The organism is Arthrobacter sp. KBS0703 (assembly GCF_002008315.2).
GTDB lineage: Bacteria > Actinomycetota > Actinomycetes > Actinomycetales > Micrococcaceae > Arthrobacter.
On record NZ_MVDG02000001.1, the window covers coordinates 1,471,509 to 1,494,337 of the forward strand.

The window sequence follows — 22,829 nt, forward strand, 5'->3', positions numbered from 1 at the left end:
GCGCCATAGCCGCCAGCTAGCAGTTGCCTGCCTTCGCTGCATCGTCTGCGATGTCGTGAGCCTGGCGGCTCAGTTCCGCGGACTGCGCAGGGGCCGACTTTAGAACTGCCGAAGCATTGTCCACCACGTGCTGTGCCGCCGTGGTGGCCGCGGATATTTCGTTGCCGCCAGGGATGGGGCTGGAAGGGCGGTATGAGGGGTCTGCCTTTTGCGCTTGGGCCAGGGCTTCCTTCGCATCGACCAGGTCGGTCAGCTTGGTTTTCAAAGAGTCCAGGTCCGAGGAGAGCGATGTGATGTCGCCGCTGATCCCAGCCTCGTCGGCATCGACGCCCGAGGCGTCGGATGCAACACCAGCTGCGTCCGAGCATGTCGTCCCGTTCGCTCCCGCCTCCGTTCCAATCTCTTTCATCACCGCGTCTGCATCATGCTGGGTCGTGGTCACGTCATTCTGCTGAGCGGTGAGATCCGCTGCAACCCCGTCCAGGTCGCTTTTGACGTATCCGGTCGAGGCCACGACATCGCTGACCGCGCTTGCCAACGAGTGTGCGGCGCTTTCGACGGCGTTGTCTGCCTGCTGCTGGGCGGCGGCCCGCGCCGTCTGGTCAGCGGCGGCAGCGGATGCCTGCACCTGATCCTGGTGGTTCCTGTCCGCCTGCTGCTTCAGCACGGTCACCGCATCGTTGTAGAGCGTCGCGGCCGCCGGCCTGAACGTCCAGGGTTCCAGAGTCCCGTCCTTCTGCGGGATGGAAAGGGTGACGTTGTCACCCTGGATTAGCGCAGCAAGATTCGAGATGGAACCGAACGGCTGGGAGAACGACAGGCTGGCATGGTCGCTGTCGATGCTCCCGGTGAATGATGTTGTGCTCGTCTTGGCGGCCGTCGCTCCTGGGTCCAGGCTCGTCATCGTTAATGACCCGCTCAGCGTGGCTCCTGTGCGCGTCCACTGCAGAAAGGCGGCCTGGTGTGAGTCGCTGTAAGCCCAGCCGGTCTGCGCATTCGGCACCTGCTCCGACGAGTGGTCTGCTCCGCCGGCCGAAGCAGCGGGCGCGACACCCTTCGGAACCACGATGACCACGACGGCCAAGACCAGAATGAGCAAGGCGGCAGCGGCTGCGCCCATGCCCGTTCGTGTCATCCGCATCTTGGATAGCGGCCTTCCCGGCGCCGGGACCTCTGTGGCTTCGGGTTCGATTGTGCTGAAAAAACCGAGGGCCTCGACTTCCCCATCCCTGGACCGCGGGTACTTGGCGATGCACCGACGGAAAAACCTCGTCCTCCTCCAGATCTGGATGCTGTCGTCGTCGAAACCCAGGACGTGGCGCGCCCCTTCCCGGGCCACCATAAGCCACTGCCTCTGCGCGCCCAATGATCTCCTCGGCCATGTGTCCAACAGGAAGCCCGGCACCTCCTGTCGCCGTCTAGTTTCAGCCGGCGGCCTGATCCTATACCGGCTTGTGTGCTTTGGGGCGCTCACACCCAGATTGTTTCGCCTCCGCTCCCCGACGCACCAGCCGAGCACTCAGATCCGGTCCGCCCCCTTCCGCGCCGCCGTCAGGTGGTGCGCTGTGTTGGGCCTGCGATAGCCGTGGACCCGGTGTAAAAAGTCCGAAGAGCCGTCGAGCAAACGGGTGGTGGCAGCTGGCGGTTGGGCATAATATGAGGTGGGTGTGGGTGTGGCCGGGGGGTTGCCACGGCCCTGAGGGAGAACCCGCCGATCTGCACGGACTGTCCGTCGGTGATGGGCTCGCGCTCGAACGCCACGGAATCCGCGGCGTTGACCAGGTACTTTGCGCCGTGCGCTCGGGCCAGGATCAGCCCGCCGGTGAGGTAGACGTTGTGAACGTGGGTCTCGGCGACGTGGGTGATGTCCACGCCTGCCTGCCGCGCGGCCTCCTCGATGCGGTCCGTGTCCCGCTGGGCGTCGATCACCAGCCCCACGTGGCCGTCATGGACCAGGTAGCTGCGGTCCCCCAGCTGCGGGGTCTCGATGACAACGACGTCCATTGGTCCCGGTCCTTCGACGTGTCCTGCAGGAAACTCTGGCACTTCTGCACCACTTTGCCGTGCCGCCCGCGTGCAGCGGCCCGGAACCACAGCGCCGGTGCGCCCTGGGCCGTCCGGGAGCGGGCTAAAGCGGTGCAGAAATGCCGGGGCCGGTTAGTTCAGACCCTAATCGGAAGGGGGTGCACCTCGTCCGCGGGGTGGCCCGTACGCTCGTGAATGCGCCTCACCGCGTCCGCCGAGGGGGCCTCCGACAGGCAGTAGACGACGCCTGCGTCGGGATCGGCCCAGGCGCTTTTGAAGTCGACCTTTTCCTCGCCCTGAATTGCAAGGTCGGCATCGTGCGCCGCTTGCAGGTCCTCCTTGGTTATTCCCGCCATATTGCGATGGACATCCATGAATTCCGGCATGATGACACTCCCTGGATTGATTCGACTTTGAACATCGGGACGGGGCTGACGGTAGACCTGTGAACTTCGCCCGTCAAGAGGATTTAGCGAACGACGGCGGCGCCCGGGTTTCCTTCGTCAGGGAACCGGGCGCCGCCGCGGCGGAGGGAATCTTGTCAGGCTTAAGCGCGAACGGACACTTGGGGCCCTTGGATCCTGGGCCTCAAGTGTCCGTTCGCGCTCAATAGAGGTGGGCTAGATGCGGTCGGCACCGCCTGGGCCCGGGCGGTTGGCGACGACGGGGGACGTGCCGGTGAAGCCGTCGCGGGTTTCGGCGACTTCGTGGATCTGTTTCCGGCAGGCGTACCAGCCGGCGACCATGAGGGCGCAGGCGATGAGGGTCACCAGCTCCCAACCTTCCATGAGATGCGCTCCAACGCGTTCGCCATGCTCGGTGACGTCGAGGATGAACTCCGCTCCGACTGGCGCGACGGAACCGGACCGAGCGCCGACCAAGCGCAGGCGTTGCGTGAAGCGCGCCAGGCGATCGCCCAAGCCAAGGCTGCCTTGGACCGCGCCGCACGGTAACTGCCGGACTGTCCGGCGGTTATCCAATGCGATAGCGCCCGCCGCCAAAGCACCCCAGCGCCGCCTTCAGGTGGTGCGCTGTGTTGGGCCGGCGGTAGCCGTGGACCCGGGGTGAAAAATCCGAAGGGCCGTCGAGCAAACGAGTGGTGGCAGCGGTTGGGCAGGCATATTTAAGAGGACTCGGGGCTTCGCCCCTCGCCCTTCGTGTTTCCCGATTCGCTGACCTCATCGTTCATCGTCTTGGCTTCCCGCGTCGTGATCTTCTTTTTGTGTCCTGGCCTGCGGCCGGCTGCTCGCGCGCTGCGCGCGCTCCGCGGCATGCTTTTCGCCGCGTGGGCGTCTTGGGTTGTCGTTTTGTTTCTTGTGCTGCGCTGCGCTCCGCGTCCGCGCTGCGCGCGGCCCGTTCTGTTTCCTTCTCGCCTCCCGGCTCGTTCTTCGATTAGATCCCTGGCCGCTGTGCGGCCTTCGTCGTGGTGTCTCCGCTGCGCGGAGGCTGCGTCGTCCCCGGCTTCGCCGTCCGATGGTTCATCGTCCTGTTCATCATCATGATGACGGGGGCTGCGCCCCGGGCCGGTGGGTTCTTCCGTCGCTTGTTGTTCCACCTTTGGTGTCGCCTGCGGCGGGCCGTCAGCGGTTCGTCTTCCGTGTCGTGGTTCGCCTCGAAGCTCGATGTGTTTCTCCTCGGGGGCTGCGCCCGCCGTGCAGGTCTTCGATGTGTTTCTCGGGGGCTTCGCCCCGGGCCGGTGGTCCCTCCTGCGGTGTCTTGTTCTTGGGGCGGTGTCGCCTGCGGCGGGCCGGAAGCGGTGCGTCACCCTGCATGGTTCACGGAAAGTTTCTCTGCGGTCCGGAGCTTTGCGAAGCAACGGTCCGGGGCAGACGGGGATTTATTCACGTCTGGCTGCGCCGCCGTCTCGTAGACGGAATGATCCCGGGTTGGTTCACGGAGTGGACATCGTGCGCTCCGCGCTGGTGGCCTCGAAGCGAAGAAGCGGTGAGGCGTTGCGATTCGTCCACGCAGACAAACATTGCGAAGCAATTCGTCTCCCGGGGCGGAGCAGCTGACCGGAAAACGTTACGCCCCCAGCTCCCCGCGCCGCAGGCATCCACCAAGGCTCCCAGCCCACAAACCTGCCGCCCACGCCACCGGGGCGCAGCCCCCACAACGCAGTGACTTCCACCAACCCTCCATGGCTGCCACACACTTACCGCCGGCCGCAGGCCAAACCCCGCCACCACAATTGGCGTCCAACAAACACTTGCCAGGTGGCAGCCACTGCCGGCCGCAGGCCATTAAAGGCCCGCTGCAGGCGACACCAACGGTGACATGCGTCGAGCATTGGACCACCCAAAAGTTTTTGGGAGAAAGTTCAGGAAACCGCCGTCGCATCTGCGGGGCAGCCGCACACAGAAGAAGTACCAGTACAAGAGCCACGGAGCCCGTCTTGGAGACACCGGAACGCTTGCGCATGGAGGTCTGACATGTTCGCAGCCGTACATATGTTCTATAGGCAAGAAGGGTCGGCGCGGCGCGATCCGGGTTTGGGGCGATTCGGGCGCTTCTCCAGCAGAATCCGGGCTGGGAAACGCCCTGAATCCGCCTAGCCGGGTTTGTAGGGCTGTCCATCGGGAAACTACGCATGTTCCAGGGCATGGAGCAGCGCATTTTTCGCCTGGCACGAGCCGGCGGCATCGACACAAACCCCACAACCTTCACTCAGCGGGCCGGAACTTTCGCCTCGGCCGCGACCAACTCCGGCCAGGCCACTCTCCTGACCCGGCGCGAGTCCAGCGGGTTGAACGGTTACCTGATTCTTCCGGCCGCCTCGCTCGGAACCAACGCCCCGCTGCACCTGGCGCACACCGTCGGCGCCCGCGCCGAAGAGGCACAAATGCCGGAGGATCTGGGTGACACCCCGCCCATCGGGACGCTCAACTACCTGCCGTCCCCGGCGCTTCGCGAGACACAGTCCGGCATTGATCCGACCGAGCTGCCGCGGCTGCTGGCCAACGCCATGCCCGAAGGTTCCTGGGTGGCTGTCACGATGCGGAAACCCTCCAACAAGGAGCGGAAGTTCTACACGCCGTGGCTCGGGAACAGACTGGGCACCGCCGTCCCGACGCACCACTCCACTTCCCCGACGGCGATCGCTGTCTCCATCACCGCCGGCGGATCCTCGAAGGAGGAAGTGACGTCCCTGCTCTCCCAGGTCACCGCGGGCCTGCCCGGTTTCGATCTGGACTCCGGTGTCCGCTTCGCCCCGACGAAGCACGGACTGTTCTTCGGCCTGCCGATCGGTCTGCTCCTTGCCGCGGCAACACTGTTCGGTCTTCCGCAGCTGCCGGCCGAGTACGCCGCCTACATCCCCGCGGGCATCGCACCGCTCCTGTACGGGATCTCCGGTGTGGCAGTTCTCCTCGGGCTTGCCGCCCTCGCCGGACGCATCTCCTCCCCGGACACGAAGCTCCGCAACCGCCTCGCGCAGCCGGTGTTCGCACCTCCGGCGGCACGCCGCGGACGGCCCCGGCCGCCTCGGAAAGAGCAGACGGTCCGCGGCAGCCGGACCATCAACGGTGAGAGGGTACCGTTCGAAAAGTACGTCCCCGCCTCCGACGGCGACTACCCGCTGGCCCCGGACACGTTCATGGTCGGACCCAACGTTGTCGTCGGCATGGTCTCCCCGCACGCCGGTGCCGTCTCCGGCGCCGCGGCCACGCGCGCCCGGGCAACTCCGCCGGTGATGCTCCAGCAGATCGGTCCGCTGCTGGGCACCAACGACGACGGCTCGGCCCACCTGTCCGCGGCCGCCATGCTCTTCGGCGTCGCCGTGGTCGGCAGGCCCAGCTCGGGAAAATCCCTGTTGGTCAGGTCCCTGTTCGGGTGGCACTGCCTGGAGCGGGTCAACCCTTCCGGCAAGCCCGGCTATCCCGGCGCCCGCAACACCCTCATCGCATTCGAGTCCAAAGGCGACGGCGTCGCCAAGTACGTGAACTGGGCCCACACCCTCGGCGATAAGATCCTCACCATCGACGCCGCTGACCCGCGCACACCTGCCATCGACCTCTTCGCTGTCCCGGGTGACAACGCGGCCAAGGCTGTCTTCTTCACCAACGCGCTGAAGTACACGTTCGGCTCCGAAGCCATCGGGCCGCGGTCCTTCCCGACAATCGTCGCGATCCTTACCGCCGCCCTGTCAGTTGACGACCGGGTCATCGATTCCATCGAGGACCGGGACGAGCGGATCCTCAAGCACGGCATGTCCCCGCTCTACTACGCCTTCCAGCTGCTCGCCGGAACCTCGGACAAAATCGCTGTCCAGCTCGCCACCGGCATCAAGGCCCTGGGCATCAAGCTGCGCGAACGCGGCACCCCCGACGAGACCTTGGAGCAGGCATACATTGCCATCTCCTCCCTCTTTGAGGACCGCACCGAATCAGCCCGCCGGCCATTCCTGGAACCGCCGCGCAACAAGTTCGAACAGCTCCTGATCATGGAGGACTGGTGGACTCCGTCGCGCAAGAAGGTCACCTGGCAGCAGATTCTGGAAGGCCACCGCTCCGTGGTCATCAACACCGGGTCCTCACCGTCGGGCATCCTGCTCGATGACGAACAGAACCAGCAGATCTCCTCGCTGCTGATGTACTCAATGCAGAACGGGATGAAGCGGACATGCTCGGGCTGGCTTGAACAGCGCAGGTACGTGACCATCTTCGCGGACGAACTTTCCCTGCTGGCCGGCACGTCACCGGAAGTTGTCGCCTGGATCCGAGACCAGGGCCGGTCCTACGGCATCCGGGCGATCCTTGCCACCCAACGGCCCGAGCAGCTGGGCGCCGCACTGCGGAACAACTTCCTCACCTATTCGACGCTGATCTCCTTCGCCCAGACGGACGTGACCGCCGCGGGCGAGGTCGCCGCCGACGTCGGCTCCAACAGCGAATGGACCACCGAAGACATCCAGCACCTGGCGCCCTTCCATGTCGTCGTCCGCTCCGAAGTCGAGCAGAGCCGGCAGTCCGCGTTCATCGTCAAGCTCCCCAACTTCGAAGCAGACATCTCCACCTACGCAGCCGCGCAGGGATACACCCATGAACCCGCAGGAGCATTCCCTTGGTAACCGTTACACCAGAACGCCGGGCCGCCGCCGAAGGCATCCACGCAGAGATGATGCCGTCGGCCAACCCCAACGACGACCTCGCCATGCACAACCGCCGCGACCCTTACTGGGACCGGCTCTGGGCTCCCGGCTCCCAGGCGAACTGGATCACCGGTCCGATGGCCCGGCATCATAGGGAACTGGGCCTGAGCCCGGTGAACGCCAAGCTGCTCCTGACCCCAGACGACGCCCTGCGCATCATCACCTCCAACCGCGGCCGCGCTGAACGCCTCGCAGCCTGGGGCGTCCTGGACTCCTGGCGAACAGCGTCGGCAGAACAGCTGGCCGCCTTCACCGGTTGCCGGTATTTCCTGGACCCCAATTACTCCTCGATGGCCGCGTCGTTCTCCCTGGACCTGATCGACATCGGCGTCTATGCGAACAGGCTCCGGCCGAACCCCGGCATGGACAGCAGTGTCGTCTTCCGGACCGCGAACTCCGAAGCTTTCACGAAGGCCATCGAACAAACGCTCACCGGGCCAGAATGGCTGAGCGTCACCGCCGGCATGTCCTGGTCAACCGGCGGCCAATACGACCGGCACAACGTGCTCTCCACCGAGCTGGGCCTCCGCGCCGCGGAGTACCTGGAGGTCGGAGCAGTCATGGGCGAGAAGCTTTCCTCCATCGACCTGCTCGCTGGCTCCGGCCTCGGCAAGAAGCTGGCCCGCGCAGACAGTCGGCGCGCCGATGGCACCATCGTCCGCCACGACGGCATGCGCATCGCCTTCGAACTCACGGCCACGGCGTCTCCAGCCTTCGAGAACAAGGTACGCCGCTGGGCCCAGGTCATCTCCGAACGGCCGCTGGAAACCTCAGGGCTCACCGTGGTGTTCATCGCCGCGCCACACCCGGACCGTTCGCGAAACACCAGCACCGATCCCCGCCACGAGATCTACCGGATTCTCGCCAAGGTCCTCCGGGAGTTCCCCGGCCGCGGCCAGGACTCACCTGCTGCACGCATCGGCATCGCCCACTGGGAGGAATGGTTTCCGGACCGGCACCTGATGAGCGAAGGATTCTTCAACCTTGAAGCCGACTTCGCCATCAATGACGCCGTCGGTCCTGACCGCTGGGTCAGGCGGGGGATGCTCACCGACCATGCCTTCGCCCCCTGGCACACCTTCGACGCGACCGCTGTCCTGGAGAACTCCAAGCTGCTCGCAGCGACCCCGCACTGGATGCGGAAGGGCGACCACACCGCGATGATCGGCTCCCCCATGGACCGGGCCAGCGTCCAGGTCCCACACCCGGCGCCAGCCAAGCCGCACCTTTCCAAAGGCCGGCCACTCGGCGCGGCCATCGGCAACGGCGGCGACGCGAAACTTCCGAAGCGGCTCCGCATCGAATGGTGACCCGGGTCGGTAACCTGTAGAAAGCCGGGATGAGGAGTGCGATGAACAACCCTTTCGACAACGCCTACGATGCCGTTCTCCGGCAGGATGAGGCCAGCCGGAACCGTGACCTGCAGAAGCAGACCGACTCCGGGGTCCAACAGCAGTACGCCCGCGGCCGCGTCGAGCCGTACTTGTTGAATGTCGCGCCAGCAGTCCTCCGCCGGCTGACCGAACTAGGGATCAACCCGATCACCGATTCCGTCAGCTCTCAAGCTTGGCCAGCTCCCGCCCCGCGGACGAAGGTTCCGTATTGGCCACTGCAGGCTACGTTCGGGCCGGACGGAAAGATCACCGCCCTGCACGGCACGCAGCTATGCATGACAGCCGAGGGATTCTTCGTGTTGAATCCGACGCTCACCGGACATCAAGGCTTCGCCGAACTGCTCGAAACCGTGTACGTCATTAGGCAGAGACCCTCATACAACGACGTCAGGCGATTGGCACCAGTTTGCGTTGAAGATGGAACTGACCGGGTCTGCGTCGCCACCCATGGTTACGACGACGTCATCATGACTGAATTCTCGGACCACGTGGCTGAACACGTGCGTCTCCTCCATCGCGCTGCCCAGCTCGGACCGATCTGGAATCAGTAAGAGCTCAAACCTGCCCACCTGAAAACTGACCTGCTCTCCGCAACCAATGCCAGGACGTCGGTGGGTTCACCTGCCCCTCCCGCATTTGGGTTGATACCTTCTCCCACGCTCTCGTTGTAACCCCCCCTGTCACCCGGTTGCCTACGCATGTTTCCGGGTATGGGCGAAAAGAAAATCAAAGACCGCGTCCTGGACAGCACCGCCAAAGACCGGAAGGAAATTGACGACTGGATGGCCTCGGCCAGCGGCGGCAAACTACTCGGCGCATCGTCGTCCTCCTCGGACTGTGGACCGTCGTCCGGATGATCTGGAACTTCTGATGAACGGCATCTACGGCCGGGCCGCCACCGGGCTGCAGGATTCTTCCTGGGCGGTGAATGAGTCCGTCGCGAAGGTCGGCGCCAGGGGTGAGCAGAAGACCGAGGCGCTGCTGAACGGCTTCGGGAAGAAGGCTGCCGTCCTGCACGACCTGCGGATCCCCATCCCCGGATTCAAAGCCAACATCGACCACGCCATCGTCTCCGGCAAGTCGGTGCTGCTGAACGACTCCAAGATGTGGAAGCCCGGCCTCTACCTGCTGCTGGCCACGTAGGCGCTGGCACTGCCCGGTTCAAAAAGCCGCTTCGTCACGGGCTGCTCCAGTCATCGAGGAGTGCCTCGTCGATGGCAGGGTCGTTCAATTCTTTCAGCCAAGCCAGCAATGATGGTGGACTTGCTGGATTCCGGGCCACGAGAACGCGCGTTGCCGGCACCATGTGGGCAAGTTGGCTTAGCCTGGCCGGCGTCGTGTTCGGGTTCGAGGCTTCAGTCGAGAGCGCTTCGACATCTTTATTACTCCGTGATGACTGCATGGCCAGCTCACCGGCTGTGTGCGGCGTCGCATGAACAGCAACCTTTGGGGGCTCAGAAGCGACCGGCTGAAGAGCCGCGGACAGTGGCGGTGTAGTGGCAACTGGTCGCGGTTTTTCTGTCCTTTCGCTGACTCGGCGCAACACACCCACTTGATCCCAGTTCACGTATATGTCGTCGCCTGTGTGCAGGTCCTTCTCAAGTGAGACTTTCCCAACAGTGGTTACTTTGATCGAGATGAGGTCCCAGTTAGGGATGCGCGAGTCAACGAGAAATGTTCTTCCGCCGTAGTCAAATTCGACTTTCACCTTGGCCTCCTACTGGGTGCTCTTTATCAAATGAAGTCCCAGCCCACTCAGGATGGCCGCAGATGAGTTTGGGTGTCAAGGCCTGGACGCCCTCCCCAAGCCCTGCGAGGCTTATCGAAGATGGGCCGATCGCGCCCGTTTCTTGCCCGCAAGTCGTCAGGTGCGGGGCGCCCGTTCGAGACAATGAATCATGAACGCGTGATCGCCGGCCTCGGTGCGCCAGTGGCTGAGGCGGTGTCTTAGCCAGTCGCGCATCCGCCGGGGGTCTTTGGTGTCGGGTGCGCCGCTGTGGGGCCACTGGGTGCCGTCAGGCATCCAGTCGAGGGCGGGCAGGATGTCTGCGACGGTCCAGCCGGCCAGGAAGAAGTCCCGGCACGAGCTGGAGCCGCCCAGGTCGAAGCTGCCGTGAAGGAAACCCCGACACCGGCAGGGCACGCGTGGACCGCCTGCGCGAAACACGCCGAAAAGAAACGCAGCTGAGTCCGGCCCAGGAATGCGCCGAACGCATCACCGCTCTGGCCCGCAAAGTGCGTGAGAACAAGGCCAAGAGCCACCGCCCGGACGCCGAGACCAAGAGCCCGGAAGCCGTCAAGGAAGCCCTGGAACAGATCAAAGCCCGCGCCCAAGAACAAGCCCGCCGCGACCAAATCCGCCGCAACGACGATCCGATGCTGCGCCAGGACCGGGCGTCGGCCCGTAAGAGGGCCAGTGCTTTTCAGGGCCTTAGAAGGGCGTGGTGGTGAGTTCGCCACCAGCATCGAGTCATCCTCCACCATGGCAGCAGGTCCGTTGAGGCGTGGACGCGGCGCACGAACTCGCCTTCATCTGTGCTGCCGTGGCGCATGCCTGAACCTTGCGCGGAAGCCGCTTCAGGTTCGCCGAGGCGAAGACCACCATGGCGCAGACCCGTGGGCAGCCGCGACTTGCTGTTGATCTCATGTCGAAAATCAGCCGAAGGATCTGGCCAAGCCGTTAGTCTTAGACCTCGTTCCCGACAACGCCGACATCAAAACTGAAGCCTACTCGGCAAATCGCTCTTAGGGTTTTCGATCTACTTGGAGTCGTTAAATACGCCTGGCCAGCCCGTGATTCCGGTGGCTGCACGCGGTCGGGTTCCGAACAGAATCCAGAAAGATCGTGATTGGCCATATTGCTGCGATCGCAACTGCTTCGGTCATCCCTGGTTCACCTCTTTCGAGAGAGACGCCATGACGACGAAGTACCGACGAGCGACAACCCTCACTCCGATAAGGTAAGCAATGAAGAGTATTAGTCCAGACCATTCCACGAGTACAGCTTCCTCTCTATGCCAACGGATCTGAGGGGGCCGACAAACAACTGCTGCCCGTACATAAGGTGAGGCCCACGAATCCAACGGGGGCGCGTGTTCCCGGCCACCTGAACATCAACCCGACGCGTCACGCCGTCATACGGCAAGTCGGGCGCTGACCTCTTGCATGTATTTACAGCGCCGAAGTTGTCTGTCCCTTGTCTCCTGGTCATCCGCCTGCCGCGCCTCTTCGGACTCCAAGATGTATTTGCGCGATAACCTGGCGGCGTATTCAGAGGTGAAGTGTCTGGCGGTGAAGTAATTGATGTCGGCTTCAGCCTCGGATGCAATCTCCCGGAGCGGCGGCGACTCCAACTGTGCGGCGACTTCCACAGTCAGCATGCCGTGGTCCGGCATCTGATTCGCGATCCCTTCGACCCACTCCCGCCACCTCTCTGCATCGGCTGCACCTTCTCGCTCGCGGGCCGCCTGTTCCTCTCGGCGCCTGGAAAAGAATCCCATGCTGTCATCCTCGGCTTTCATCGGGAACGGGTGGAATCGATGGCATGGCGCGTGTTGTGATGGTGAGAGAGCCCAACTGGCCATGGGTTTCATGATGGCGGTTATGTCGTTTTCGTCTAAGGGTTCAAAACCCTGACATCGGTAGCCATTTTCTACTCGCAGTCAGGCTGCCCGTCAAGGGAGCTAGGCAAGCTGCTGGTTCTCGAACTGGGAGGCGGCGAAGGTCTCTGCAGAAGGTGGTCTTTGCGGGACTCTCGTTGCCCGGCACTGTGGCTGTGGTACCACAGACTTCCCCGGCGACGGCCCTGCTGTAGCCTCTTCGGCCCGCTGCTCGCCGAGGGAGCGACGCTTCGCCGCTCTTTGAGTCACTAGCCTAGTAGTCCAGCGTATGAATAAAAGCCACTTGCTGTGGATTGATTCGGTGCGTGTAGCCTGGGCGGTTCATGCCCACATCCATGAACCGTTGTTCTGACAACGCGGCATGGAACTCTTCCATGACTTCCTCGAGTGGGACACCCTTCAAAGTTATAGACGTTCCCTCGGAATCCGTTAGTTTGAGGATGACGTGCATTTCTGACATTGACCTTATCCCTTCAATAGGCCCCGGTCCCGGACCTTACTTACCTGTGCAAGATCCTGATTGGATAGTAGGAGTGGCCAGTTCACGATTGAAGAGCCTAGGGCCATGAGGGGTTGAAGTGTCCCCAGAAGGTCGTACGCGCCGCTAGCTTTTTACGCGCTACGGCTACGTTTCTGGTCTTCGATCAGCCATCTCCACCAAGGTCGGAGTGTCGGGATTCTCGGGTGTCGATGCGAAGATCGTGACCGCAGTCGCCCCGCCTTTAGGCTTTGCCCGAGCCGTGACCGTTCCGCTTCGTGCCTGATTGAGGACACTGATGATCGTTGCAGTGGCTGCGGCGAGCATCTGTGGAGTCAGTTCCTGCCGGCGGTCGTCAAGGAGCTGGACCGTGACTCCCCGTTCTCTGGCCTTGCGCGCTGCTTCCAGTACCTCTTGGGTGGCAAGGACCCGCCCGCGGATTTCGTCCCGGAGCTGAGCTTCGATGAGCTTGAATTCCTGCCGGTCCGCTTCGCTGGGAACGAACCCTGGTGTTGAGATTTGGTCCAGGGCCGGGGTGACAATCCAACGCACTCGCTCTAGCCATTGGTTGCGGGCAATGCTGAGGGCTTTGTCCGTCGCGTACCGGTCCGCAGCTGCCTGGGCATCAGCTGTGTATTGGCTGATCCGGAGGTCATTGCTACGGAGCAAGCGCCCAATCATAGTGGCAAGGGTGAGCCACCCGACCGTGGCGATGCTCATCATGAGGCCGCCGGCGAAGCCAACGGTGGTCCCCGACGCCCAGACGACGGCCAGGATAACCGATAGAACGCCACCCACCCACGAGATGAGCACGCGGCCCCGGACGTTGACGACAACGAGGAGGGTGTAGGAGGCGGCTATATGCCAGGACGCGTACCCAGGCCACTCGTCCTTGGGTAGGACACTGTCGACCATCACCCCCATGACCACCACAGTTGCCACGGCGGCGAGGGCACGTGTCCTCGTCAGCGTCTTCGGTCGCGGGATGAGGATCATGACGGTCGCCGCTGCATAGAAGACCATGGCTGTAATGGACGGCCAGATGCTGCTGACCATCTCCAAGCTGAGCAGCCCCACGATGATGTGGACGCTGGCAAACAAAGCGCACACAAGAACCATCGTCCTGGCAGAGGCGGCGCGGATCACGAGGTAGCCCCTTCCCACTCCAGGTCTACTTCGGTCCCCGAGCCCGATGTGGAGGTGACCTTCCCGGCACCGCCCACAGCATTAAGGCGGCCGATGATGGAAACCCGGACGCCAAGCCGTCGATCTGACACCAGCGCTTGGTCGAAACCGACTCCGTTGTCCTTAATCTTCACCACGACACGATTGGCGTTCATAAGGGAGCGTCCGATGACATTGACCTCGCATCGAGTCGCGCCGGAATGGCGTCTCGCATTCTTCACAGCCTCAGTCGTCGCCTCGAACACGGCGCTGACCACTGGGGCGGGAAGCATCACGTTCTGTGGAGAGTTACAGGTGACCGCTACCTCAGGGGCCCCGGCCCGGTCTTCGACTGTGAAGCGGATCCGTGCGGCCAGCTCCGCGACCGTTGCCGGCGGCCTCTCAACGGCCACGGCGTCAAAAAGACCAAGACGTCCACGGGCCCGGCTGGCCAATCGCGAGCTGGCGGCGTATTCGTAATCTGAATGAGCGTTGGCGGCTGTGATCAGTGCGGCCATAACACTGTCGTGGAGAAGCCCGTCAAGGCGGAGTCGCTCATTGCTCACTGCTGCGGCTGAGGCGGCCTCCCTATATTGCCGGATGGCTTCATCAGCAGCCTCGTCGACCCTAGCGGCTGTCTGGCGCAGGATGCCAATGGTCAGGCAAATGATTACCGCAAGAATTGTGGCGAACAAGGTGTCTTCCCACGCCAACATGATTGTCCCGACCGAGCCCACCTGCGCGGTCGTACGCACAACGCCTAACACCGCGCCTATCACCACGGAGTACACGCACCCGGCGGCGGTGCCCGCAGTGAACGTGCACCAGGCCGCGCCGACATTGATCACGGCCCACAACCACGGCGTGCCGATACCGGCCGGCACGGCCGGCGGCACCGCAACAGGCCAGAGGGTCAGCCCGGCCAAGACAAGAGCAATTAGGATCACACCAGTAGTCCGTAGGAAACTGCCACGGACCGAGGCGGCCACGAACCAGACGAAAACGGCGAGGAACGCCCACAGGAAAACAGCCTCCCACCATGTCTCGGTCCACTGCCTCTGCCCGATGATCAGCCCCAGTGCCTGTAGAAGCAGCAAGAGTGCGACCGCACTGATGCCCTGTCCCATCAGCCGGTGCGTCGCTTGTGCCGACGGCCCGGCGGGGATCTGAACGTGCACCTTCATTTCTTCCGTAGTGGAAGTAGCGGTGGCAAGATTCCGTCCTCGACGGCCCGGCGGTAGAGGTCAATTTTTGTTTCCGCTGGCCGGCCCGCGCCCTCGTACTTTTCCCGGATCCTGTCGATATAAGTCTTGACCGTGCTCTCGACCACATTCATGCGCCGTGCCACTTGGTACTGGGAGAATCCCGCAGCATACAGGCCCAAACATTCGGCCTCGCGCTCCGACAGGTTTGCCTCCACGAATTGGGTGTCGGTTTCGATAGCGGCCGCCATCTCTTGACTGTCGATAGACTCCCCGGCGGCGACCCGCCGCAGTTTCGAGAATGTCTCCGCGGTCGGTTCCGATTTCCTCGAAACACCCATCGCCCCGTTTGCCAGCGCCTCCTGAAGGGCGCCGACATCATCGCCGAGCGTGAATACCAGGACTTTGTAGCCGGCCGCCACAAGGCGCCTCACGTTTTCACTGGGCCGTGAACCATCGGCCAGGGACATGTCGAGAGCAACGACATCGCAGATGCCGGCTCCAGCGCCCAAGAATGCGTCAACGGTGGATGCCAAGCCTTCTACGGTAACGGGCGGTCTATGGTTACGCGAGTCCCGGGCTGCCGCGAGAGCAAATCCGATTCTTATGGCCTCATGGTCATCGATTATCCCAGCGCGAATCACATTCGGATCCACGGTTTTTCCCATCTCGACCTCACATAGTGCACAGAATCAGTTTGACGTCACCCGCTCGGCCTGCCAAGCCCGACACAGAGTAGGTCTTCTAGCGACTTCCGGCTCAGTTCGCCCCTCCGATTCGGTCGTTCAGATGGTCCACCCAGGGCCCCTTCCGTACAGATAAATTGCCCATCTGGATAGCCGCATGCAACCAACATTTCGGCAAGAAAGGTTTCACCCATCACTAGGGGCTAACGGCCCAGGAGCCACGTAATGGAACAGTCAAAGCCTTGGGCAAACCCCACCCCGGCCGAGCCTAAGAGCGGGGGCCACGACCGCCACAATCTTCGTATCCACACCCTCGATCCCCACGCACCCACATAAGGGGAGTTGCCTGATCGCAGCTCAAATGTGGCCTGAGCGAGTGAGTAGTCAGGCCGCGTACGCCCTTCTGCGGACATTTCCGCCGCAGAAGGCCCTTGCCTCTTCGCAGCAGCATTGGCGAGTTCTAGCATCAAACCAGGATCAGACGCCGGGCACACGGCCCCACTCGGGATCCTGTCGGGACACGGGCACCACGGATCTAAGGACGATGGTTCCTGGCACTTTCGATTGTGCGAGTCGGTGTCGTGGCATTGCAACAGCACGCACGCATTCGGATCCGTTTTAATGGTCTCCCGCGATAATTCTGGTCCCCAGCTTGCCGCGGAAAATGGTCCGCCATAGAAAATTGGGATTTGACCTTTTGAAGGGCCACTCATGAGAAAGTACCTTGACCAACCGAAGTCGACACTAGGACGACGACTAGTCTTCCAAGCAACGATCATCGCCATGATCGTCTCGACAGGCGTAGTCTCCACTACAGCCGTGGCGCAGGCGGTTGCCGGCTACCACACCAGCGGGACCAACGTCCGAGTTAGAGCCGGGGCGAACACCCAGACAGCACAGATTAATTCCATCGCATCCGCGGGCACTCCTCTCGACATGGAATGCCAAACAGCAGGTCAAACTGTCACTGCCTCGGGATTCGGCACCTCGTCGGTTTGGGACAAGCTTTACGGCTACGGCGGCTACATCTCGGACCTGTTCGTTCGGGAAACCCCCTACGCGCAATTCGACTCGCGGATTCCTCGTTGCGGAGCGGCAACCGCCCAACCGCCGGCCCCCACCTACAGAACGTCTGTAGCAGTTACTCAACACACCGCGCCCTCCTTCAATGCGACCATAAGTGGCAATATTGCTGCCGGCACTCCTGTATCTATCTCTTGCCAGAACTACGGTACTGCCGTTGGAGGCAGCTTCATTTGGGACAGGATAGGCTCCGCATTTATCAGTGACCTATACGTGAACGGCACGCCGTTTAACGCCTTCGACAGCCGGATTCCGCGGTGCGGACTCAATTTTCAACCCGTAGACTGCAGCCACACCCTATTCATCGGTGCCCGTGGATCCGCCGAGGACTTAGGAAGCGAATCCATGGGCACACCCGGCGCCACAGTGATGGAGACTTATCTTCGACTAAAGCTTCGCAGGACGGACGTGGATCCGGGCGGCGTCAACTACACCGCGTACCCGGTCGAATTCCTCTATCCGTGGTACGGGCCCTATTATCTTGGCGTATATATGAGCGGCGTGGACGACGGCACCAAAAAAACGCTGGATGTACTCCGCGCCCGAACGGACGGGAATGTCTGTGGCTGGGAGCACACGAAAACCGTCCTTGTGGGCTACAGCTCAGGTGCTTGGGCTGTTGGCAACGCTATCGACCAAATGACCCCACAGGAGCGACAAACGATCCGCGGCGTGGTTACCTACGGTAACCCGAGATTCAATCCATCAGCCAACGGCGCCTCCGGATGGACCGGCCAAGGTATCCGGGGAGCTCGCGGCCCATACCCTGATGGAGTGAATACCCGCTCTCGGGACTACTGCCGCCAAGACGTAGTGTGCAAAGGCATCGTAGGGAGCTGGGCGGAGCACACAAGGTACGTCGACCCCGGGCCGGAGGTCGACAACGGAGTTACATTTCTTTCCACCCAGATCTGACGAGCCGATGCGCGCAGACTGCAAACCGGCTGCCGCAGCCAGGTTTCGCCCGTTCTCAAAGGTGAGATCTTGAACCCCTAACCAGCTCAGCCGCCTGCCGCCTGAGTGAAGGAAGGAGGAGCCGCCCCCGCTGTGTGGTGCAGGCAACTTCGGAAAACGACACAGCCCGCATATTTTGCTGGTTACAACTATGTACGTACTATGCCCGAGCCTCGACGAGCGACGAAGACCCAGTAGTACTTTGTTAGGTTGGGGGCGCGTGTTGGCAGTAGGGGCAGCGGGCGAGCTGTCGGATGAGGATCCGTTGGAGTTCCTTGAGGACCCCGTACAGGCTCAGGCTTCCCCTGCTTTTGGGGTGGCAAGGCGTTTCCTGGTGATGAACAGGTGGGCCGCTGACGCGAGGGTGACGTGGTGGTGGAAGCCCGGGAAGGACTGTCCCGCGAAGTGGGAAAGGCCGAGCCCGGTTTTCAGTTCGCGGTAGTCGTGTTCGATGCGCCATCGGATTTTCGCCAGCCTGACCGGGGTCCTGGTCGGTGTGTCGGCGGGCAGGTCGGAGAGACAGTAGGCGGTGGGTTCCTTGGCGCCGGGTGTCATTCGGGGATCAGCCAGGCCTCGGGCAGCGATCCGTTTTCGCCGGGAGCGATGTGCCGGCTGGCAGGCCTGACCCGCAGTGCCAGGAAGCGGGATTTCGTGGCCGCGGTTCTGTTAATGCCGGTGTTTTTCGTGCCGTGCCGCCAGGTGACCTGTCGTAGTTGACCCCTTCCGGCGGCTACCGCGAGTTCGGCCAGGCTGGCCGGGGCCTGTCGGTAGCGGGGCACGCTGGGCCGGCCCGTGGGGCTGGAGCGTTCGGCGAGTTCGGGAACGGAATTGGCCGGGTAGACGCTGGTGGATGCCTTGACCGCTATCACCCACGGAATGGACCGCTGGGTCAGCTCAAGCCCGGAACAGCGCGTTGTCCCCGTACGCGGCGTCGGCCACCGCGACCGGGCACTTACGGCCCCAATGGGCGAGTTCATCGATCATCTCCAGGGCGAGCTCCCACTTGGGCCGGTGCCGCACGTGATCCGGGATCCTGGCCTTTACCCGGCGGGCGACGACGGCTTCGGCGTGCTTGTTAGTGTCCGCACAGGTGTCGTCCCAGGCTCCGGGCACGAACAGGCGCCAGTCCACCGGGGCCGAGGCCTGGTCGGTGACCATGTGCACGGTGGCGGCAACCTGGCAGTTGCCGATCTTGCCCAGCGTGCCCGAGTACTGGCGCGCCACGCACGCCGAGGCGGCCCCGTCTGCGTCTGGCCGGATCGGGAAACCCACACCGGATCAGGGAGGCGATCGCGGAGGTCGTCGCGGAGACCGGAATCCTGAACGGCAAGCGCCGGCGGCGGTGGATACGACGGTCCTGGACGACGCGGTCGCGAGGCAGGACTCGATCACGCAGCCGATCGCCGGCCTCCGCCGCTTCGGCCGTGACGTCCCCGGAGCGCAGGAACTGGTGAGCACCCACGTTACGTGGTACGACTACGCCGCATCGGCAAACCGGACATCGATTGGGACGACCAGGATGCCAAGGATGGGCGTGTTTCGGCGCTGGTCACTGACGCGCTGGCGCTGCTGGCCGCGGTCGATCCCGAAATCTTGGACCGTAAGGCGGCCCATGCGTACGCGCTGCTTGCACTTGTCGCCGGGCAGGACGTGGAACCGGCTGAAGATTCGGACGGGACCGACGGGCGGTGGCGAATCGCCCGCAAGGTCGCCCCGGAACGGATGATCTCGACCGTGGACCCCGATACCCGGCACGCGCATAAGACCCAGTCCCGGCAGCAAGACGGATTCAAGGCCCACATTGTCATCGAACCCGATACCGGGCTGATCACCGCCGCGGAGCTGACCAAGGCCTCCGGGCCCGAGAACGGCGACGGAACCATCAGTGCCCGGCTGATCTCCCTGGATCCCACGATCGCCGGCACCAGCGTCCGCGTCCAGGCCGACTCGGCCTACGGTTCCGGGGAAATGCTCGCCGCTCTCGCCCGCACCGCGCATACCCCAGTGATCAAACCATGGCCGCTCCGCCCTGCCGTCGAAGGCGGGTTCACCCTCGATGACTTCACCGTCGATGAGGCAGCCGGCACCGTGACCTGCCCGCACAACCTCACCCGCGCCATCACCGCCAAAAGACGGGTCACGTTCGGCGCCGCCTGCACCGGCTGTCCTTTCAGGGCACGATGCACCATTCACCACAGGGACGCAAGCTCGTTCTCCACGAACACAACGCGTTGCAGCGCGAACACCGCCAACGCGCCGCGGATCCGGCCTTCCAGGATGACTACCGCACGCACCGGCCCATGGTCGAGCGGTCCATCGCCTGGAGGACCCGCGGCAACCGCCGCGTACCCCACCGCGGCATCAGCCGGGCAGGTCCCTGGTGAACGCGATCAGCCGTTCATGGTGGACGTTGGCGGCGAACTGGCCGCCGACCGGGACGCCTTTTAGGCTGGGGGCCGAAGATGTAGTCATACTCGTTCGTGTGCGGCTGCCGCCCTGCTCGCTCGTGTCTGGCCCTTCTCCAGGCCGGGAAGTCCAGCTGTTCCGGCTATGGCGCGGGTGTTGGCAAAGGGCTGCACAGCATTCGGGCGTCGCCCCACGCTGCTTTCTGATCGGTCCTTTTTTGCGGGTCGACCTTGGCCAGGTAGGCAACCAGCTTGAAACGGAAGACTCCCTTCAGGTCAACCTTTACGGACCTCGGTTTTCCGGTGTTCAAAACTCCTAGCTGCTCCGTCTTTCCGCCTTCCCGTTCCAGGAGGAACTTGGCGGTGACGGAGGCCGAGCTGTCGTCCATCCCAATTGTGGCTTCGAAGGTGGTGCATTTGGTGTAGGCGTTCCAGAGCGAGGTACTGCGTTGCCCTCCGCTGAGCATCCGCATCATGTAGCTTTGCGGGTAGACGTCCCCGGCGATGACGGCCGGGCCAGGCAGGAAGTTGGCGCAACCTCCCGTGCAGCTTAGTGACTCGATTTCGGTTTCGATCGGCTGCATGTCGGCCAGGTAGTACCAGGTCGGGCCCGCCGCGGGCGCGGCCGTGGGCGTTGTCTCCGACGGTGTGGGGGTTTCAGACGTCTCCGTTGCGGTGGGCGTGGGAGTCTCGGTCAGTGTATCCGTCGGCGACGAGGACGGCGTTTCGGATGGGGTATCGGAGATTGAGGGCTGGGTTTGCGGTGGCGGGGAAGTGTTTCCGGGGCGAAGGAGGGCTATAGCCAATACAGCGGCCAGGACGACCATGGCGGCTGCCACTGCAGCCGGTATCCAACGCCGCCTTTGGGCGGGCTGCGCCGCTGCCGGTGCCGGCGTTTCCACCGTGCGGGTGAGTGTTGCCGTGTCCGTGGTGAGAGGCCCGAGTCCGCCGGTCTGGCGGACGTGCTGGAAGGCTTCCAGCAGGGCGGCGGCCGTGGGCCTTTGGTTGCTGAGTGCGACACGCACCTGGTCCGTCAGCGTGCCGGCGAATTGCCCGTCCGGGATCCCGGCGTCGGGGCTGCGGCCGGAGAAGAGCCACAGTGCCACCGCTCCGAAAGACCACACATCGGAGAGTTTTGTGGCCTCCTGGCCAGCCCGGACTTCCGGCGCCATGAATTGCGGGCTCCCGATGATGCCTGCCGTCTTCGTTGCCTCCGGATCCCTGTGCGATCTGGCGATGCCGAAGTCTGCGACGAACGCCTGCTGCCTCTGGTCGAGAAGGATGTTGGAGGGCTTCAGGTCGCGGTGCGTGACGTCCGCCTCGTCATGAAGGTAAGCGAGTGCTTCCAGCACCTCCGTGAGGATGTTTACCTTGGCACTGGCGGTGAGCGCCGTTGCCTTGCCCAGGTCCCGGCCCGGGACGTACCGCATCACAAGGTACAGCCGGCCGTCCTCCGTGAATGTGTCAAAAATGGGCACTATCCGGGGATGGTCCAGGCCGGCCACGGTGTGCGCTTCCATTTCGAGGCGCCGCTGGTGGCCAGGCTCGGGACTCTGGCCGAGTCCTTTGATGGCGACGTCCCGGTTCAAGCGTTCGTCGCGGGCAAGCCAGACCTCGCCCATTCCGCCTTCCCCGAGCTTGCTGATGAGCCTGAACCGGCTTCCGAGTATTTGTCCTTCGTCCATCGGTCCCGCCTTCCTCGCCGCTAATGGCGATGTTGAATCTGTTGCGCGTTGCCGTGCCTGCATGCGCTCAGGCCGAATCTGGCTTGGCCGAAGTTCCGTTATCGAAGCGGATGGGTTCAGATCGGCCGATGGTGATGGTGGCCCCCGACCGTAGCGCGGCCGGAGCGCTCACCGGCTTGCCGTCGATGTGGGTCGGGTTCGTAGAGCGTGCGGGGACCAGCGTCCACTCGGTCCCGGTGTAGGTAATGTCGGCCTGGTGGGCCGAGATCTCGGGGTGCACCGTCACGATGTGGTTGTCTCGGGACCGGCCAAGTCTGTAGGGCGCTTCGCCCGGCCGCAGTGTCCATTCCTGGTCTTTGAAGGTCAGCCAGGCAACACCGAAGCGCTCGGTGCTGTCGGCCGCGCGTGTCATCCCTGACCGGGTCAGCGTCCGGGTGGATCCGTCCCGCGACATTTTGAAAGTGACGATGGGACGCAGGCGCTTCAGCCGGGGGCTTGGCCACACATTGACCGGGACGGCATCCTCGCCGGCCGAAATCCAGCCCTGCTCCAGTGCGTATTTGTGGCGATAGGCGGCCAGCTGGTCGGTGAACTCCTTGATGCCGAATTGCTCGACGAAGCTGTAATCCTCCTGCGGCATCTCAACGGAGATGTTCCGGACCGGCATAATCTGCCCGGAAGGGCCCTTGATGCCGGTGCGCCGCATGCTGGCACGGTAGGTGAGATTGACCCGCCATTGCGTGAGCGGGCCCGCGTCCAGGTCTTTGCGCAGGTACAGTTTCGCTGCCTGCCAGGTTGTGATGTCGCGCAGCCGGCCGACGTTCTGGAAGAACACCCAGGTTCCAAGGAGGGGCAGTCCGATGACAAGGCCGACCACAACGGCCAGGCCAACAAGTTGATTCATCGGCGTTCCTCCGGCCCGCGAGCAGCAATGTGTGCCCAGCGTACTGCTTGTGGGTGGCCGGGAGACGGAGCATCCGTTAG

24 protein-coding genes and 2 pseudogenes are annotated in these 22,829 nt (G+C 63.3%); 10 read left to right on the forward strand and 16 right to left on the reverse strand.

The features are described from left to right. Nucleotides 1–16: 16 nt before the first annotated feature. The 4 genes and pseudogenes from B1A87_RS06935 to B1A87_RS22875 all read right to left on the reverse strand — a co-directional run bounded on the left by B1A87_RS06935 (nt 17) and on the right by B1A87_RS22875 (nt 2,813). Nucleotides 17–1,084, reverse strand: a complete 1,068-nt coding sequence (locus B1A87_RS06935) for a hypothetical protein (RefSeq protein ID WP_144275740.1) — start codon at nt 1,082–1,084, stop codon at nt 17–19. Nucleotides 1,085–1,658: 574 nt separating this feature from the next. Continuing rightward, nucleotides 1,659–2,004: pseudogene (locus B1A87_RS06940) on the reverse strand (MBL fold metallo-hydrolase); the annotation flags it as partial. Between the two features lie 158 nt (nt 2,005–2,162). Beyond that, complete coding sequence (locus tag B1A87_RS06945) at nt 2,163–2,411, reverse strand: SCO4226 family nickel-binding protein (protein WP_078027946.1); 249 nt, start codon at nt 2,409–2,411, stop codon at nt 2,163–2,165. Nucleotides 2,412–2,645: 234 nt separating this feature from the next. Next, nucleotides 2,646–2,813, reverse strand: a complete 168-nt coding sequence (locus tag B1A87_RS22875; RefSeq protein ID WP_185982258.1) for a hypothetical protein — start codon at nt 2,811–2,813, stop codon at nt 2,646–2,648. A gap of 3 nt (nt 2,814–2,816) precedes the next feature. On the opposite strand from B1A87_RS22875, the gene B1A87_RS22880 reads away from it, so the two are divergent. The 6 genes from B1A87_RS22880 (at nt 2,817) to B1A87_RS06965 (ending at nt 9,711) form a co-directional block, all read left to right on the forward strand. Next, nucleotides 2,817–2,978 carry a hypothetical protein gene (locus B1A87_RS22880; protein WP_185982259.1) on the forward strand — a complete coding sequence of 54 codons (162 nt, stop codon included), beginning with the start codon at nt 2,817–2,819 and terminating at the stop codon, nt 2,976–2,978. Nucleotides 2,979–4,627: 1,649 nt separating this feature from the next. Beyond that, on the forward strand, nt 4,628–7,093 hold the full coding sequence (locus B1A87_RS06950) for a type IV secretory system conjugative DNA transfer family protein (RefSeq protein WP_260680722.1): 2,466 nt from the start codon (nt 4,628–4,630) through the stop codon (nt 7,091–7,093). After that, nucleotides 7,087–8,484, forward strand: a complete 1,398-nt coding sequence (locus B1A87_RS06955; protein ID WP_078027944.1) for a hypothetical protein — start codon at nt 7,087–7,089, stop codon at nt 8,482–8,484. The genes B1A87_RS06950 and B1A87_RS06955 overlap by 7 nt, the downstream gene beginning before the upstream one ends. Before the next feature lie 41 nt (nt 8,485–8,525). Beyond that, nucleotides 8,526–9,119 (forward strand): hypothetical protein, encoded by a 594-nt coding sequence (locus B1A87_RS06960; protein WP_139362777.1) that lies wholly within the window; start codon nt 8,526–8,528, stop codon nt 9,117–9,119. 159 nt (nt 9,120–9,278) lie between these two features. Next, nucleotides 9,279–9,425 (forward strand): hypothetical protein, encoded by a 147-nt coding sequence (locus B1A87_RS22885; RefSeq protein ID WP_185982260.1) that lies wholly within the window; start codon nt 9,279–9,281, stop codon nt 9,423–9,425. A 13-nt stretch (nt 9,426–9,438) separates the two neighbouring features. Further along, nucleotides 9,439–9,711, forward strand: coding sequence for a nuclease-related domain-containing protein (locus tag B1A87_RS06965; RefSeq protein ID WP_260680723.1), 273 nt, complete (start codon nt 9,439–9,441; stop codon nt 9,709–9,711). 34 nt (nt 9,712–9,745) lie between these two features. Here the strand turns inward: B1A87_RS06965 and B1A87_RS06970 are convergent, their stop codons facing one another. Both B1A87_RS06970 and B1A87_RS06975 read right to left on the reverse strand, forming a co-directional pair. Then, nucleotides 9,746–10,276 (reverse strand): hypothetical protein, encoded by a 531-nt coding sequence (locus B1A87_RS06970; RefSeq protein WP_139362776.1) that lies wholly within the window; start codon nt 10,274–10,276, stop codon nt 9,746–9,748. Between the two features lie 156 nt (nt 10,277–10,432). After that, the gene (locus tag B1A87_RS06975; RefSeq protein WP_078027942.1) at nt 10,433–10,711 is read right to left on the reverse strand and encodes a hypothetical protein; all 279 of its coding nucleotides are present in this window, start codon (nt 10,709–10,711) and stop codon (nt 10,433–10,435) included. 2 nt (nt 10,712–10,713) lie between these two features. On the opposite strand from B1A87_RS06975, the gene B1A87_RS06980 reads away from it, so the two are divergent. After that, nucleotides 10,714–11,019, forward strand: coding sequence for a hypothetical protein (locus B1A87_RS06980; protein ID WP_078027941.1), 306 nt, complete (start codon nt 10,714–10,716; stop codon nt 11,017–11,019). 683 nt (nt 11,020–11,702) lie between these two features. On the opposite strand, the gene B1A87_RS06985 is transcribed toward B1A87_RS06980, so the two are convergent. From B1A87_RS06985 to B1A87_RS07005, 5 genes are all read right to left on the reverse strand, one after another. Then, nucleotides 11,703–12,089 carry a hypothetical protein gene (locus B1A87_RS06985; RefSeq protein ID WP_185982261.1) on the reverse strand — a complete coding sequence of 129 codons (387 nt, stop codon included), beginning with the start codon at nt 12,087–12,089 and terminating at the stop codon, nt 11,703–11,705. Nucleotides 12,090–12,441: 352 nt separating this feature from the next. Next, nucleotides 12,442–12,648 (reverse strand): hypothetical protein, encoded by a 207-nt coding sequence (locus B1A87_RS06990; protein WP_139362775.1) that lies wholly within the window; start codon nt 12,646–12,648, stop codon nt 12,442–12,444. A gap of 165 nt (nt 12,649–12,813) precedes the next feature. Beyond that, entirely contained in the window at nt 12,814–13,776 is a 963-nt protein-coding gene (locus tag B1A87_RS06995) for a hypothetical protein (protein WP_139362774.1), read from the reverse strand. 32 nt (nt 13,777–13,808) lie between these two features. After that, entirely contained in the window at nt 13,809–15,008 is a 1,200-nt protein-coding gene (locus B1A87_RS07000; RefSeq protein WP_144275741.1) for a sensor histidine kinase, read from the reverse strand. A 2-nt stretch (nt 15,009–15,010) separates the two neighbouring features. Then, on the reverse strand, nt 15,011–15,568 hold the full coding sequence (locus B1A87_RS07005; RefSeq protein ID WP_260680724.1) for a LuxR C-terminal-related transcriptional regulator: 558 nt from the start codon (nt 15,566–15,568) through the stop codon (nt 15,011–15,013). A gap of 861 nt (nt 15,569–16,429) precedes the next feature. Between B1A87_RS07005 and B1A87_RS07010 the strand changes: the two genes are divergently transcribed. Then, nucleotides 16,430–17,716, forward strand: coding sequence for a cutinase family protein (locus B1A87_RS07010; protein ID WP_078027935.1), 1,287 nt, complete (start codon nt 16,430–16,432; stop codon nt 17,714–17,716). A 333-nt stretch (nt 17,717–18,049) separates the two neighbouring features. Here the strand turns inward: B1A87_RS07010 and B1A87_RS07015 are convergent, their stop codons facing one another. The 3 genes from B1A87_RS07015 to B1A87_RS07025 are packed head-to-tail and all read right to left on the reverse strand — an operon-like array spanning nt 18,050 to nt 19,027. After that, nucleotides 18,050–18,310 carry a transposase gene (locus B1A87_RS07015; RefSeq protein ID WP_078027934.1) on the reverse strand — a complete coding sequence of 87 codons (261 nt, stop codon included), beginning with the start codon at nt 18,308–18,310 and terminating at the stop codon, nt 18,050–18,052. Next, complete coding sequence (locus B1A87_RS07020) at nt 18,307–18,732, reverse strand: transposase (RefSeq protein WP_078027933.1); 426 nt, start codon at nt 18,730–18,732, stop codon at nt 18,307–18,309. Before B1A87_RS07020 ends, B1A87_RS07015 begins: the two co-directional genes overlap by 4 nt. Beyond that, nucleotides 18,650–19,027, reverse strand: coding sequence for a transposase (locus tag B1A87_RS07025; RefSeq protein WP_078027932.1), 378 nt, complete (start codon nt 19,025–19,027; stop codon nt 18,650–18,652). Before B1A87_RS07025 ends, B1A87_RS07020 begins: the two co-directional genes overlap by 83 nt. A gap of 450 nt (nt 19,028–19,477) precedes the next feature. On the opposite strand from B1A87_RS07025, the pseudogene B1A87_RS24895 reads away from it, so the two are divergent. After that, a pseudogene (locus B1A87_RS24895) lies at nt 19,478–19,759 on the forward strand (transposase); the annotation flags it as partial. A gap of 176 nt (nt 19,760–19,935) precedes the next feature. After that, a complete protein-coding gene (locus B1A87_RS24900) occupies nt 19,936–20,139 on the forward strand; it encodes a transposase (protein WP_139362772.1) in 204 nt (67 codons plus the stop codon). Nucleotides 20,140–20,303: 164 nt separating this feature from the next. Here the strand turns inward: B1A87_RS24900 and B1A87_RS07040 are convergent, their stop codons facing one another. Together B1A87_RS07040 and B1A87_RS07045 are read right to left on the reverse strand one after the other, a co-directional pair. Then, entirely contained in the window at nt 20,304–21,845 is a 1,542-nt protein-coding gene (locus B1A87_RS07040) for a serine/threonine-protein kinase (protein ID WP_185982264.1), read from the reverse strand. Between the two features lie 67 nt (nt 21,846–21,912). Further along, nucleotides 21,913–22,680 carry an FHA domain-containing protein gene (locus B1A87_RS07045; protein WP_185982265.1) on the reverse strand — a complete coding sequence of 256 codons (768 nt, stop codon included), beginning with the start codon at nt 22,678–22,680 and terminating at the stop codon, nt 21,913–21,915. Between the last annotated feature and the right edge of the window lie 149 nt (nt 22,681–22,829).

What these genes read in the sequence shown, in the direction of transcription:
- B1A87_RS06945 (WP_078027946.1), bottom strand. Translation starts at nt 2,411, where the DNA reads ATGCCGGAATTCATGGATGTCCATCGCAATATGGCGGGAATAACCAAG.
- B1A87_RS22875 (WP_185982258.1), bottom strand. Translation starts at nt 2,813, where the DNA reads ATGGAAGGTTGGGAGCTGGTGACCCTCATCGCCTGCGCCCTCATGGTC.
- B1A87_RS22880 (WP_185982259.1), top strand. Translation starts at nt 2,817, where the DNA reads ATGCGCTCCAACGCGTTCGCCATGCTCGGTGACGTCGAGGATGAACTC.
- B1A87_RS06950 (WP_260680722.1), top strand. Translation starts at nt 4,628, where the DNA reads ATGGAGCAGCGCATTTTTCGCCTGGCACGAGCCGGCGGCATCGACACA.
- B1A87_RS06960 (WP_139362777.1), top strand. Translation starts at nt 8,526, where the DNA reads ATGAACAACCCTTTCGACAACGCCTACGATGCCGTTCTCCGGCAGGAT.
- B1A87_RS22885 (WP_185982260.1), top strand. Translation starts at nt 9,279, where the DNA reads ATGGGCGAAAAGAAAATCAAAGACCGCGTCCTGGACAGCACCGCCAAA.
- B1A87_RS06965 (WP_260680723.1), top strand. Translation starts at nt 9,439, where the DNA reads ATGAACGGCATCTACGGCCGGGCCGCCACCGGGCTGCAGGATTCTTCC.
- B1A87_RS06985 (WP_185982261.1), bottom strand. Translation starts at nt 12,089, where the DNA reads ATGAAAGCCGAGGATGACAGCATGGGATTCTTTTCCAGGCGCCGAGAG.
- B1A87_RS06990 (WP_139362775.1), bottom strand. Translation starts at nt 12,648, where the DNA reads ATGTCAGAAATGCACGTCATCCTCAAACTAACGGATTCCGAGGGAACG.
- B1A87_RS07010 (WP_078027935.1), top strand. Translation starts at nt 16,430, where the DNA reads ATGAGAAAGTACCTTGACCAACCGAAGTCGACACTAGGACGACGACTA.
- B1A87_RS07015 (WP_078027934.1), bottom strand. Translation starts at nt 18,310, where the DNA reads ATGACACCCGGCGCCAAGGAACCCACCGCCTACTGTCTCTCCGACCTG.
- B1A87_RS07020 (WP_078027933.1), bottom strand. Translation starts at nt 18,732, where the DNA reads ATGAACTCGCCCATTGGGGCCGTAAGTGCCCGGTCGCGGTGGCCGACG.
- B1A87_RS24900 (WP_139362772.1), top strand. Translation starts at nt 19,936, where the DNA reads ATGCACCATTCACCACAGGGACGCAAGCTCGTTCTCCACGAACACAAC.
- B1A87_RS07040 (WP_185982264.1), bottom strand. Translation starts at nt 21,845, where the DNA reads ATGGACGAAGGACAAATACTCGGAAGCCGGTTCAGGCTCATCAGCAAG.